Consider the following 13,587-nt stretch of genomic DNA (forward strand, 5'->3'; position numbering starts at 1 on the left):
TTCTCTGGTATTATTTGGCTTGCGAGAGGGCTTTCTCGAGCGCCGCTTTCAATTGTGCTTGGTGTTCAGAAGTGAGCGCTTGATTGTCGAGATCCGTGACGATAAAAAAGTCCTCTGCGCGCTCACCGATGGTGGTGATTTTAGCCGCGTGAACACTCACATGTTGCCGAGCAAAAACCGCACCGACGCGTGCCAATAGCCCAGGTGTATCGAGCGCGACTAATTCCATGAGTGTACGTCGCCCGTTTTTGGTGGGGAGAAACAATACCTGCGTTTTCACCGAAAAATGTTGTAACTTTTGCGGTGAGCGACGCTTGGGAATGGTGATCTTGCCGGTCTCGTCGAGTGCTTTCCCAACCCCGTCGATAATTCTAGGATGACGATCGATAGAAATCGCATCGTCGTTTTGATCGAGCACCATAAAGGTATCGAGTGCGTGGCCATCTTTGCTGGTCATGACTTGGGCATCATGGACACTGAGGTTTTTCTTATCTAGGGCGGCAACGACGCGTGCGAACAAGCTCGGCCTGTCTTGGCAGTAAACGAATATTTCTGTGCCGCCACGGGTCGCTTTTTTACTGACGAGCACCAGCGGCTTATCATCGGCGTGGTGGAGCAGATGTTCACTATGCCAAGCTATTTGCTTGTGGGTATGGCGAAGAAAATAATCCGCTTTAAAACGTTGCCATAATACTTCAATTTCTCGTGGACTGTGTCCCTGCTTGCGTAACATGGCAGCAGCGAGATGTTTGTTGTGCCGGATCCGTTCTCGGACATCCGGTGGGTTTTCTAGCCCACGTCGTAAGGCTTTTTGAGTGGAATAATAAAGCTCAGCAATTAAGGTACGCTTCCAACTATTCCACAAGTCTGGGTTAGTGGCATTAATGTCTGCCACGGTCAGGCAGAGAAGCAAATCGAGCCGCTCCTCGTCGCGGACCTCTTTGGCAAAGTCGGTGATGACATCGGGATCGTAAATATCGCGACGCTGGGCGGTGACAGACATCAGTAAGTGGTTACGTACCAGCCAACTGACAATGTTGGCTTCTGGCTTTGATAAACCGTGGTCAAGACAAAAATCATGGGATTCAATCGCGCCAATTTCACTGTGATCGCCTCCACGGCCTTTGCCTATATCATGAAAAATAGCCGCCACCAGCAACAGCTCGCGTCGTGCTAGACGCGGAAATACATCGCAACAAATGGGGTGGCGCTCACGATTAGCTTCATCGTCAAACAAACGCATATGTTTGAGCAAACGAATCGTGTGTTCATCAACCGTATAGACATGAAACAAATCAAACTGCATTTGTCCGACGATTTGACTCCACTGTGGGAGGTACGCAGACATGACTCCGTGGCGGTGCATTAGCCCAAACGCTTTATGCAGAGCGTTTGGGTGACGTATTAGTGCCATGAATTTTTCTCTTGCATCGTCTTGCTGACACAAAAAGTGATTAAGTCGACGTCGAGCGGTACGCAGTTGGCGTAAAGTGGGGGCGGCGATGGCCTCGATCGAGGTGTCGTCGGCGATATGCAGCATCATATCCAAGATAGTCTCAGGGCGTGCTTGAAATAAAGCAGGTTTGCGTGCCTCAATAGTCCGTCCGCAGCGTTGGAAATCATCACTTAAGACGTCGACTTCTCCAGACCGACCATTATCGATGATCACCTGATCAAAGATTTGCAGTAGCATCTTGTTGAGCTCCCCCACGCGTCCGAGGGTGCGAAAGAAATCTTTCATCATGGTCTCGACCGCACGATTACCGTCGCCCCGGTAGCCGAGGAGTTCAGCCACTGAGGTTTGGTGAGCGAAGGTCAGTCGGTTGTCGTAGCGGCGCAGCTCAAGATGAAGGGCAAAACGGATCCGCCACAGCACGTTTTGGCATTCGTTAAGTTCACGATACTCAGCATCAGTCAAAAAGCCAAAATCGCTCATTTCTCTTAAGCTAGTGGCACCAAAATGACGGCGAGCAATCCAAGATAGGGTATGAATATCGCGTAAGCTGCCAGGGCTGAGTTTTAAATCTGGCTCGAGTTTATAAGCGGTATCATGATAGCGGCGATGTCGGGCTTTTTGCTCGTCGACTTTCGCTTGATAAAAGCGTTCACTGGGCCAAAAGCTATCATGGTGCACACGGGCATCGAGCGCCTCGAACAATTGTGAATCGCCACATAAAAGGCGCGACTCTTGTAAGTTAGTCGCGACGGTAAGATCATCCAGACCAACGTCAATACACTCTTCGACAGTCCGGACACTGTGGCCGACTTCTAATTTTAAGTCCCACAACAAGGTGAGTAGATCACTGAGGCTTTGCTGCTGATAAGCATTTAGCGGTGCTTGGCAAAGTAGGAGTAGGTCAATATCAGACAGAGGGTGTAATTCACGCCGGCCATAGCCGCCCACCGCGACCAGCGCAAGAGGGCTTTGATTAAAACCAAAGTGATGCCATAACCTAGCCAGAAGGGCATCCATATAATCGGTACGCTGATAAACCAACTCGGCAACGGGAACATTGGCAAGGAAATCTTGCTTTTGCTGTTCAAGTAGCTGTTGGAACTGTGCTTTTAGCGTGATGGGGTCGAGTTGATCATCCCCCAAATGTTGTGGCGTAATTACCGTGTCTGTCATGGCGATCCTTTGCGTAAAAAAAGCCGGAACGAAACCGGCTCTTATTTCTAGATTAGTGGTTGATGTAACGTGGGAGACTTTCTTCCTCTCGTAACGTTAACACCTCAACCCCTGTGTCGGTCACCAGCAGCGTGTGCTCCCATTGCGCCGACTTTTTACCATCGATGGTATAGACCGTCCAATCATCGTCCTCATCCAGTACGGTCCCATGCTTCCCTGCGTTAATCATAGGCTCAATAGTAAAACACATGCCAGGTTTAAGAATGGTACGGTCGTTGTTTTTGTAGTGCACCACTTGTGGATCTTCATGGAAGCTCGCGCCAATACCATGCCCACAGTACTCTTTGACGATGGAGTAGCGCGTGTTGCTGCTCTTGATGAACTTTTGGATCGCTGTTCCTAAATCACCAACAGTCGCACCTGGTTTTACCTTTTTGATCGCGTGATAAAGGCTTTCTTGCGTGACACGGCAAAGACGTTTGTCTTCGAGAGACACTTCCCCGACTAAAAACATCTTTGAGGTATCGCCATGGTAGCCATCTTTGATCACGGTGACATCAATATTGACGATGTCGCCTTCTTGGAGTACATCTTCATCACAAGGTATACCATGACAAACGACATGATTAATTGATGTGCACATGGATTTAGGAAAACCGTGATAGTCCAATGTGGCAGGAATGGTGCCTTGTACGTCAGTCATATACTGGTGAGCGATGTCGTCTAGCTCACGGGTGGTGACCCCTGGCTTAACATGCTCGCCAAGCATCACGAGCACGTCAGCAGCGAGCCGACCGGCTACGCGCATTTTTTCAATTTCTTCTTCTGTTTTAATCGGGATTGTCATTTTGCTTTCTCTCTTTATTCGGGATGCTCAATGATAACGTTAAAACGAGAGCATGATTCAAGTCACGTTTTGTATCATTAAGCACAGCCACTGACGCCCTGCTACGCTTGTTTCAGCGGTGCAGGATTAGCAACTGTCTAATAGTGACTATATGGTACCAAGCCATGCCCATGGAAGAAACAGAAAGAGAAGCATTCCGCGCGGTCATCGTATAGGTTTAGACGGATTGCGCGCGCAATTTAACTGGATTTTACCCGTGTGTTTGTGATATAAAGCGCGCCGAAAACCGTCATCATGATCAATCTAGCCGAGCTAGGTTTCAGTTTGATGGGGTTCAATTATCATTTTTAATCTTAAATCACACACATATCGACACATTGACCGGGGTGCCCACTAACGGGTCGGTAAATGGGATATGTGGAGGCCTAACCCCGAGAGGAATTTATCATGGCTACTGTTTCAATGCGCGACATGCTCAAGGCGGGTGTACACTTCGGTCACCAAACTCGTTTCTGGAACCCAAAAATGAAGCCATTCATTTTTGGTTCACGTAACAAAGTGCACATCATCAACCTTGAAAAAACCGTACCAATGTTCAACGAGTCACTGGCTGAACTGTCAAAAATCGGTGAGCGTAAAGGTAAAGTTCTGTTTGTTGGTACTAAGCGCGCAGCAAGCGAAGCGGTAAAAACGGCAGCAGAAAACTGCGAGCAGTTTTATGTAAGTAACCGTTGGTTGGGCGGCATGCTGACCAACTGGAAAACCGTTCGCACATCTATCAAACGTCTAAAAGATCTGGAAACTCAAGCGAGTGACGGTACGTTTGAAAAGCTGACCAAAAAAGAAGCGTTGATGTACACCCGTGAAATGGAAAAACTCGACAAATCACTGGGTGGTATCAAGAACATGAACGGCCTACCTGATGCAATGTTCGTTATCGATGCGGATCACGAGCACATTGCCATCAAAGAAGCGAATAATCTGGGCATCCCAGTCTTTGCAGTGGTAGATACTAACTCTAACCCTGACGGCGTTGATCACGTAATTCCAGGTAACGATGACGCAATTCGCGCTATCCAACTGTACCTGAACGCAGCGTCTGACGCTTACAAAGAAGGCCGTAGCCAAGACATCGTCACGCAAGCAGAAGACGAGCTGGTTGAAGTCGCTGAGTAAGACGACAGCTCCTTGTGAGCGTTCTTAGCCATCAGCGTGTCATCTTTCATGCTGTAAGCTAAGTATGGTTAGCAGGGGCCGATATCGGGCCCCTGTTTTTTACCCAAAATAGTTTCGAATCGAGGATTGAACAATGGCAACTGTTACCGCTGCCCTGGTTAAAGAACTGCGCGAGCGCACTGGCGCTGGCATGATGGAATGTAAAAAAGCACTGGTTGAAGCAAACGCTGACATCGAAGTTGCAATCGAAAACATGCGTAAGAGCGGCGCGGCAAAAGCAGCGAAGAAAGCTGGCCGTGTTGCTGCTGAAGGTGTCATCCTAGTTAAAGAAAACGACGGCAAAGCTGCGATCGTTGAAATTAACTGTGAAACTGACTTTGTTGCTAAAGACGCGAATTTCGCTGCATTTGCTAACCAAGTGGCAGAAACAGCACTGGCTGAAGGCTTAGCAAGAATCCTGAAGATGTGCCTGCTGACGTTGTTGAAAAAGAGAAGAAGATTCAAGTTGATATCGCAATGGAATCAGGTAAGCCAGCTGATATCGCAGAGAAAATGGTTGTTGGCCGTATGAAGAAATTCACTGGTGAAATTTCTCTGACAGGTCAAGCATTCGTGATGGATCCAGCACAAACTGTGGGTCAAATGCTGAAAGAAAAAGGTGCCGAAGTGAGTAACTTCATCCGTTTTGAAGTTGGTGAAGGCATCGAGAAAGAAGAAGTAGACTTTGCTGCAGAAGTTGCTGCTGTACAACAAAGCTAATTCTTGCTGACTCAGACCGCGGTGCTCGCCGCGGTCTTCCATAACCTTCTTCCCTAATTAGTGCCTAATAGAAAGGTAGTGAAATGACTACAAATCCTAAGCCTGCATATCAACGAATTTTACTTAAACTGAGCGGTGAAGCCCTGCAGGGCAAAGATGGATTCGGTATCGATCCCACCGTGCTTGATCGTATGGCGCAAGAAATAAAAGAACTGGTCGAGCTGGGTGTTCAGGTAGGATTGGTCATCGGTGGCGGGAATGTATTCCGTGGTGCGGGTCTTGCTGAGGCGGGAATGAACCGTGTTGTGGGCGATCACATGGGTATGTTAGCTACCGTGATGAACGGTTTGGCGATGCGTGACGCACTTCATCGTGCCTATGTGAACGCACGAGTGATGTCAGCGATTCCTCTAAACGGTGTATGTGACAGCTATAACTGGGCTGAAGCCATCAGCCAACTTCGTAATGGTCGGGTGGTGATTTTCTCTGCTGGGACCGGCAACCCTTTCTTTACTACCGACTCGGCTGCCTGTTTACGCGGTATTGAAATTGAATCCGATGTGGTGATTAAAGCGACCAAAGTCGACGGTGTATACAGTGATGATCCAACCAAAAACCCAGATGCAACACTTTATGACTCGCTGACATATCAAGATGTGTTAGAAAAAGAGTTGAAAGTGATGGATTTGGCCGCATTTACACTTGCACGCGACCATAAAATGCCTCTTCGTGTATTTAACATGAACAAGCCAGGTGCGTTACGCCGTGTCGTGATGGGTGAAGCAGAAGGCACCTTGATCACTAACAGCTAAGCCAATATTGGTGGCATAATCTTACAAATTAATTCAATCGCAAGGATATTCCCGTGATTAATGACATAAAAGACGACGCCAAAGCGCGTATGGAAAAAAGTGTAGAAGCGCTTAAGCACACGTTAGGTAAATTGCGCACTGGACGTGCACATCCAAGCCTACTAGAAGGTCTTACCGTTGAGTATTACGGCGCGCAAACGCCTTTAAACCAACTTGCGTCTATTGTTGCTGAAGATTCGCGTACCTTGGCGATTAGCGTGTATGACAAGCAAGTAACCCAAGCGGTTGAAAAGGCGATCATGACCTCTGACCTAGGCTTGAACCCAGCCTCAGCAGGTACCGTGATCCGTGTGCCTTTGCCACCACTGACCGAAGATCGCCGCAAAGACATGGTGAAAGTTGTTCGTTCCGAAGGTGAAAATGCGCGTGTTGCAGTACGTAACATCCGTCGTGATGCCAATAGTGATCTCAAAGCACTATTAAAAGACAAAGAAATTTCAGAAGACGACGAGCACCGTGCGCAAGATGACATTCAAAAGTTGACTGATGAAGCGGTTAAGAATGTTGATGCACTTCTTGATGCAAAAGAAAAAGAGTTGATGGAAGTCTAAATCTAATTAGACTTTACCGCCAATGCTAAAGCGCTGTGCGTGCAGTACAGCGCTTTTTATTTGCCAAGGAGAAACATGAGTTCCCAGTCTCTTGATGCGCAGCTCGAATCTGCCGCTTTACCGCAACACATCGCCATTATCATGGATGGCAATGGACGCTGGGCCAAGGCTCGCGGAAAAGCCCGTGTGTTCGGGCATAAAGCGGGCGTCAAAGCGGTACGTAAGACCGTCAAGGCGGCGTCTGAGCTTGGTGTGAAAGCGCTAACTTTATTTGCGTTTAGTAGTGAAAACTGGCGTCGTCCAGAAGACGAAGTCAGCGTATTGATGGAGCTATTTATCAATGTGCTATCGCGTGAAGCTAAACGACTCGACAGCCATGGTGTGCAATTACGCATTATTGGTGACACCTCTCGATTCAGCCCTTCTTTGCAAACGAAAATTGCCGAAGCTCAAGCGTTAACGGCAAATAATGACCGTTTGGTACTCAATATTGCGGCGAATTACGGTGGGCAATGGGATATTACCCAGGCAACACGTCGTGTCGCTGAACAGGTTGTCGCCGGTCACTTACAACCCAATGATATTGGGGAGCAGGATATTGCGCGTCATTTAATGTTGGCAGATTTACCGGATGTCGATTTAATGATCCGCACCAGCGGCGAATGCCGCATCAGTAACTTTATTTTATGGCAAGCTGCCTATGCAGAGTTATGTTTTACCGAGCAATATTGGCCTGATTTCAACGAACAAAGTTTGTATGATGCCGTGGCTTGGTATGTCAATCGTGAACGACGTTTTGGCTGCACCGGCGAGCAAATTAAAGCCATGATAACAACGGATAAGTAACCACGAGGAATCAGTTTGCTCAAACAACGTGTTTTAACCGCGGCCTTGTTAGTCCCGTTAGTGGTCGCTGGAGTCTTTTACTTACCGTTTCCTGCATTTGTTGCAGCGATAGCGGCTGTCACTTTAATTGGACTTTGGGAATGGACGCAGTTTGTCTCGGCGTCTTCGCGGCTTTTTACCTTTATTATCCCTGCTGCAGCGCTGGCGCTTTCGCTCTTTAGTGTTCCTTTTAGTGCCATGGCGCTCGGGCATGTCACACTGCCACCTTTCGCACTGGCGGCAACCGGCGCGGCTTGGTGGCTATTCGCAACCGTGTTAGTGCTCTCATACCCTCGCTCAGGGGCGTATTGGACCCACAGCAAGTTACTACGCTTACTCTTTGGTCTCGTTACCCTGTTACCGTTTATGTGGAGTGTCTTGCTGTTGCGTGCAACAGACTACCAGTTCTCCCCTTTTTATGGCGCCAAGTTAGTGCTGCTGGTTTTTGTCCTCGTATGGTGCGCAGATAGTGGTGCCTATTTYGCCGGGAAAAAGTTCGGTAAACATAAAATGGCCCCTGCGGTCAGCCCGAATAAAACCCTCGAAGGATTATTGGGTGGGCTCACTGCGGCAGTGGCAGTGACCTGGTTAGGGACGCATCTGTTAAACATCCATTTCGCCAATGTTGGCGTGTTCTTGGCTGTCACTGTGGTGACCGCCTTGGCGTCCGTGTTGGGTGACTTAGCGGAGAGTATGTTTAAACGAGTCGCTGGGGTGAAAGACAGTGGTAATTTGCTTCCAGGTCATGGGGGCATTCTTGATCGCATTGATAGCTTAACGGCAGCGTTCCCAGTGTTTACCGTGTTGTACTTCGCATTTGCGAATTAAGTGAAACGAGTCTTCGACATGCAAAGAATCACCGTATTAGGCGCCACAGGTTCTATTGGCTCCAGTACCTTAAAAGTGGTTGCAGCCAACCCTGAAAAGTTTGAAGTCACGGCATTGGCTGCACATACCAATGTCGAGAAAATGATTGCGTTATGTGTCGATTGGCAACCTGCTTACGCCGCGATGGCTAATCGCGCGTCAGCGCAACAGTTGCGTCATGCGTTGCGTGAAAGAGGGATCGGCACCGAAGTACTCGCTGGCGAGGACAGTTTATGTCACCTTGCGGCATTACCTGAAGTGGATATGGTGATGGCGGCAGTTGTTGGCGCGGCCGGGCTGTCTTCAACAATGGCGGCGGTTAAAGCGGGCAAACGGGTGCTGCTTGCCAATAAAGAAGCCTTGGTAATGTCTGGGCAGTTTTTTATTGATGCTGTTTATCAATACGGCGCTGAGCTGCTGCCCATCGACAGTGAACACAATGCGATCTTTCAATGCTTGCCGCAATCCGTGCAGCAACAGCCTGGACGCTGTGATTTGCAATCGGCCGGCGTCAATAAAATTTTGCTAACAGGCTCGGGGGGACCATTTCGCTATCGTGACCCACAAAGCTTAGCGACCGTCAGTGTTGAAGAGGCCATCGCACATCCTAATTGGTCGATGGGGCCAAAAATCTCGGTCGATTCAGCAACCATGATGAATAAAGGTTTGGAATACATTGAGGCGCGATGGTTATTCAACGCCCAGCCTCATCAACTGGAAGTGGTGATCCACCCGCAGTCAGTGATCCACTCCATGGTACAGATGTGTGATGGCTCGGTGCTTGCGCAATTGGGTACGCCCGATATGTGTACGCCGATTGCTCATGCAATGGGATATCCTGATCGCGTTCAAGCGTCGGTAGCGCCTCTTGATTTCACTCAAATTGGCGAATTTACTTTTATGGCACCGGATGCGTGTCGTTATCCTTGTCTTTCGCTCGCGATCGCAGCCTGTGAGCAGGGGCAAGCAGCAACCACAACGCTCAATGCCGCCAATGAGCAAGCTGTCGCCGCGTTTCTTGCCGGACAGATCAGCTTTATGGATATTGCTCGCATCAATGAGCAGGTATTGACCCAATCATCGCTTCCCACGCCAACAAGCTTGGATTGCTTATTTGAGCTGGATAGAATAGCTCGCATGGCTGCCAATGAGCAGATTACTAAGGTGACAAAATGAGCGATTTTTTTTGGAACGCGGCGGCGTTTATTGTCGCGCTTGGCATATTGGTTGCAATTCACGAATACGGTCACTTTTGGGTCGCTCGTCGCTGTGGTGTAAAGGTTGAGCGTTTTTCAATTGGTTTTGGTCGCGCATTATGGCGCTGGTACGGCAAAGACAATACCGAATACGTGATTGCTGCGATCCCGCTCGGTGGCTACGTCAAAATGTTGGATGAGCGTATTGAGGCTGTTCCTGACGCAGACAAGCACCGCGCATTTAACAACCAACCCCTATGGCAACGTAGCGCCATTGTCGCCGCCGGCCCTATCGCTAACTTTATCTTTGCCGCCTTTGCGTATTGGCTGGTGATGATGATCGGTGTTCCTGCTGTCAAACCTGTGATCGGCGAAATATCCTCCAACTCGATTGCTGCTGAAGCCGGAATCGAATCAGGAATGGAACTAACCCAAGTTTCCGGCGTCGAAACCGCTGATTGGCAAGCGGTTAATTTTGCGTTGATCGGGCATATTGGTGATGAGAGTATGACCCTCACTGCGAAACAGAGTCCAGCGCAAACTTATCAACGCGATTACACCCTAGATCTTACGCAATGGCAGTTTGATCCAGAAAAACAATCGCCTTTGACGACGCTTGGCATCACGCCTTATCGACCCGCGATCACATTGTCGGTCGCACAAGTGGTTGAACAGAGCGCGGCAGCGCAAGCTGGACTCGAGCAAGGTGATAAGATTGTTGCCGTGGATGACACTGAGTTGGCATCATGGCAAGGACTCGTTGCGGTGATCAAACGAAGTCCCAATCAAAGCTTGTCGCTGACAATCGTCCGCGATGGGGAAACGCAAAATTTGACACTCACCCCGGATGCGCGTGACGTTGAAGGTCAAATGATAGGGTATGCGGGGATTGCTCCTCAAATGGCAGCATGGCCTGAATCATACCGTTTCACGCAACAATATGGGCCGTTAGCGGCGATACCAGAAGCGGTCAATAAAACGGGCCAAGTGATCAGTATGACCGTCAATATGATAAAAAAATTGATCACCGGTGATGTGGGTGTGAACAACTTAAGTGGTCCTATATCGATCGCGAAAGGCGCGGGCATGACAGCAGAGATCGGATTGATCTCATTTTTAGGGTTCATGGCACTGATCAGTGTGAACCTAGGCATTATCAATTTACTTCCTCTGCCCGTATTAGATGGCGGCCATTTGCTGTTCTTTGGGATTGAGGCTGTGACACGAAAACCGGTTTCCGAGCGTGTACAGGACTTTGGGTATCGTATCGGCGCTGCCGTGTTGATGATGGTGATGGCAGTGGCATTGTTTAACGACTTCGCCCGACTTTAAACGGTTAGCATTCAAGGATTAGTCAGATAGCACATGGCGATGAAAAAACTATTAATAGCGTCTCTTTTAGTAAGCAGCAGTATGGCGCATGCTGACACATTCGAGGTAAGCGATATCCGCTTTGAAGGCCTACAGCGCGTCAGCTTAGGGGCTGCATTGCTATCGATGCCGGTCCGTGTGGGTGACAACGTCGACGACGAGGATGTGGCAGATGTGATAAATGCACTGTTTGCCTCGGGTAATTTCGAGGATGTGCGCGTTTATCGCGATGATGAAACCTTGCTGGTTAAAGTCGTGGAGCGTCCTACTATTGCGAGCATTTCGTTCTCAGGCAACAAAGCAATTAAAAAAGAGCAGCTACAAGAAAACCTCACGTCTTCCGGGCTGCGTGTCGGTGAGGCGCTTGATCGGACAAAGCTTAGTAATATTGAGAAAGGCTTAGAAGACTTTTATTACAGTGTGGGTAAATACAGTGCGTCGGTAAAAGCCGTTGTTACGCCTTTGCCGCGAAATCGCGCGGATTTGAAGTTTGTATTTACTGAGGGCGTCTCGGCCAAGATTGAGCAGATCAATTTCGTGGGGAACGATGTCTTCAGTAATGACGCATTACGCGATAGCTTCGATTTACGTGCCGATGTGCCGTGGTGGAATTTCTTAGCCAACGAAAAGTATCAAAAGCAGGTACTTGCTGGCGATTTGGAAAAACTGCGTAATTTTTATCTCAATCGTGKGTATTTAAAGTTTCGCGTTGAATCGACCCAGGTGGCTATTTCGCCAGATAAAAAGGGTGTTTACATCACCCTGAATGTGGATGAAGGCAAGCCGTATGAGATTGCTGATGTCAACTTTCGTGGCGATCCGCAAAACGAAGACACTTACCGTTCATTGGTTAGCTTTACCCGTGGTGATACCTACAATGGCGATAAGGTGACCGCACTCGAAGAGGCCATTAAGCGCCATCTTGGTGAAACCGGCTTTGCCTACCCCAAAGTCAATACCATGCCGACTTTTGACGATGACAACCAACAAGTCTCACTGACCGTGAATGTCGAGCCGGGTAAGCGTATCTACGTCCGCAATATCCGCTTTTCCGGGAATACCACGTCTAAAGATGAAGTGTTACGCCGCGAAATGCGACAGCTGGAAGGAACCTGGCTAAACTCCAAAGCGGTCACTCGAGGGAAAGAGCGGTTAAGTCGTACCGGTTTTTTCCAAAACGTGGAAGTGGATACACAACGCGTGCCGGGAACGGACGATCAAGTCGATGTTAACTATAGAGTCAAAGAAGCCAACTCCGGTAGCATTAACTTTGGTGTCGGTTACGGTACCGAGTCTGGCGCCAGTTTACAGCTCGGTTTGCAGCAAGATAACTTTGCCGGTACCGGTAATCGCTTTGGCATTAATGCCATGGTCAATGATTACCGTAAAAACCTAACGTTGGAGTACCGAGACCCTTACTTTACCCTCGATGGTGTCAGTCTGGGCGGTAAGGTATTTTACAACGAGTTTGAAGCGCGTGATGCCAATATTGTTGAGTATACCAACGAGAGTTACGGGACAAGCCTGACGTGGGGCTTTTGGACCGATGAGTTGAATTCAGTCGATTTCTCGCTAGGGTATACCCACAACAAAATTGAAAATATTGGTAAATACTACCAAATCGATAAGTTTCTTGAACGCCATAAGGATCACTTAACGAGCAATGGTGGACTCGAAGTTGATGATTTTGATATGTCCGTCTCATGGACGCGCAATAATCTCAACCGTGGCTACTTTCCAACCGCCGGTAATTATCAGCGAGCCTCTTATCGCATGACAGTGCCGGGGTCCGACGTTCAGTATTTTAAAATGCAGTACGATATTCGCCAGTATATGCCGCTGACACAAGAGCATGAATTTACGCTCTTAACGCGTGGTCGTCTCGCGTATGGTAACGGCTATGGCCAAACCAACGGCCAAGACCATATGCTGCCGTTTTATGAAAACTATTATGCCGGTGGCTTCTCATCTCTGCGTGGCTTCCGCTCGAACTCGGTAGGCCCTAAAGCTATTTATGAAGCAGGTGGCTCTGAGCAGCCGGACGGGGACATTGAACAATCCGAAGGGTCTTACGGTTCAAGTGATGCGGTTGGTGGTAACGCCATGGCGCTTGCCAGTGTTGAGCTGATTGTACCGACGCCATTTGCTTCAGATGAAGCACGCGAGCAAATCCGTACCAGCGTCTTTATTGATGCCGCCTCTGTGTGGGACACTGAGTTTGATCGCCAAGAACTGGTCGACATGGGCTATCCCCCAGGTACAAAAGACTACTCAGATCCATCCAATATCAGTGCCGCTTACGGTGTGGCACTGCAGTGGATGTCACCGATGGCACCTTTGGTGTTTTCCATCGCAAAACCTATAACTAGCCAGCCTGGCGACGATGAAGAGTTCTTTACCTTCACGATCGGGCGCACATTCTGATGATCAGAAA

10 protein-coding genes and 1 pseudogene are annotated in these 13,587 nt (G+C 48.8%); 9 read left to right on the forward strand and 2 right to left on the reverse strand.

What is annotated here, in order from left to right; translation table 11 throughout:
- Nucleotides 1–10: 10 nt before the first annotated feature.
- Together glnD and map are read right to left on the reverse strand one after the other, a co-directional pair.
- The gene (gene glnD / locus BZG77_RS02910; protein ID WP_077646122.1) at nucleotides 11–2,629 is read right to left on the reverse strand and encodes a bifunctional uridylyltransferase/uridylyl-removing protein GlnD; all 2,619 of its coding nucleotides are present in this window, start codon (nucleotides 2,627–2,629) and stop codon (nucleotides 11–13) included.
- A gap of 52 nt (nucleotides 2,630–2,681) precedes the next feature.
- Entirely contained in the window at nucleotides 2,682–3,476 is a 795-nt protein-coding gene (map, locus tag BZG77_RS02915) for a type I methionyl aminopeptidase (protein WP_077646123.1), read from the reverse strand.
- Nucleotides 3,477–3,923: 447 nt separating this feature from the next.
- Between map and rpsB the strand changes: the two genes are divergently transcribed.
- The 9 genes and pseudogenes from rpsB to bamA all read left to right on the forward strand — a co-directional run bounded on the left by rpsB (nucleotide 3,924) and on the right by bamA (nucleotide 13,577).
- A complete protein-coding gene (gene rpsB / locus BZG77_RS02920; RefSeq protein ID WP_021022004.1) occupies nucleotides 3,924–4,652 on the forward strand; it encodes a 30S ribosomal protein S2 in 729 nt (242 codons plus the stop codon).
- Between the two features lie 133 nt (nucleotides 4,653–4,785).
- Nucleotides 4,786–5,411 (forward strand): annotated as a pseudogene (gene tsf / locus BZG77_RS02925) (translation elongation factor Ts).
- Nucleotides 5,412–5,494: 83 nt separating this feature from the next.
- Nucleotides 5,495–6,223: a UMP kinase gene (pyrH, locus tag BZG77_RS02930; protein WP_077646124.1), complete on the forward strand. Its 729-nt coding sequence runs from the start codon at nucleotides 5,495–5,497 to the stop codon at nucleotides 6,221–6,223.
- Between the two features lie 53 nt (nucleotides 6,224–6,276).
- Nucleotides 6,277–6,834 carry a ribosome recycling factor gene (gene frr / locus BZG77_RS02935; RefSeq protein WP_021022001.1) on the forward strand — a complete coding sequence of 186 codons (558 nt, stop codon included), beginning with the start codon at nucleotides 6,277–6,279 and terminating at the stop codon, nucleotides 6,832–6,834.
- Between the two features lie 75 nt (nucleotides 6,835–6,909).
- The gene (locus BZG77_RS02940; RefSeq protein ID WP_021022000.1) at nucleotides 6,910–7,680 is read left to right on the forward strand and encodes an isoprenyl transferase; all 771 of its coding nucleotides are present in this window, start codon (nucleotides 6,910–6,912) and stop codon (nucleotides 7,678–7,680) included.
- 15 nt (nucleotides 7,681–7,695) lie between these two features.
- Complete coding sequence (locus BZG77_RS02945) at nucleotides 7,696–8,547, forward strand: phosphatidate cytidylyltransferase (protein ID WP_077646125.1); 852 nt, start codon at nucleotides 7,696–7,698, stop codon at nucleotides 8,545–8,547.
- Nucleotides 8,548–8,565: 18 nt separating this feature from the next.
- Nucleotides 8,566–9,762: a 1-deoxy-D-xylulose-5-phosphate reductoisomerase gene (gene ispC, locus BZG77_RS02950; RefSeq protein WP_077646126.1), complete on the forward strand. Its 1,197-nt coding sequence runs from the start codon at nucleotides 8,566–8,568 to the stop codon at nucleotides 9,760–9,762.
- Nucleotides 9,759–11,114: a sigma E protease regulator RseP gene (gene rseP, locus BZG77_RS02955; RefSeq protein ID WP_077646127.1), complete on the forward strand. Its 1,356-nt coding sequence runs from the start codon at nucleotides 9,759–9,761 to the stop codon at nucleotides 11,112–11,114. The genes ispC and rseP overlap by 4 nt, the downstream gene beginning before the upstream one ends.
- Before the next feature lie 33 nt (nucleotides 11,115–11,147).
- Nucleotides 11,148–13,577: an outer membrane protein assembly factor BamA gene (gene bamA, locus BZG77_RS02960; RefSeq protein WP_077646128.1), complete on the forward strand. Its 2,430-nt coding sequence runs from the start codon at nucleotides 11,148–11,150 to the stop codon at nucleotides 13,575–13,577.
- Nucleotides 13,578–13,587 lie beyond the last annotated feature (10 nt).

Origin of the sequence: Salinivibrio sp. IB643 (assembly GCF_001996105.1) — a bacterium.
Classification (GTDB): Bacteria; Pseudomonadota; Gammaproteobacteria; order Enterobacterales; family Vibrionaceae; genus Salinivibrio; species Salinivibrio costicola.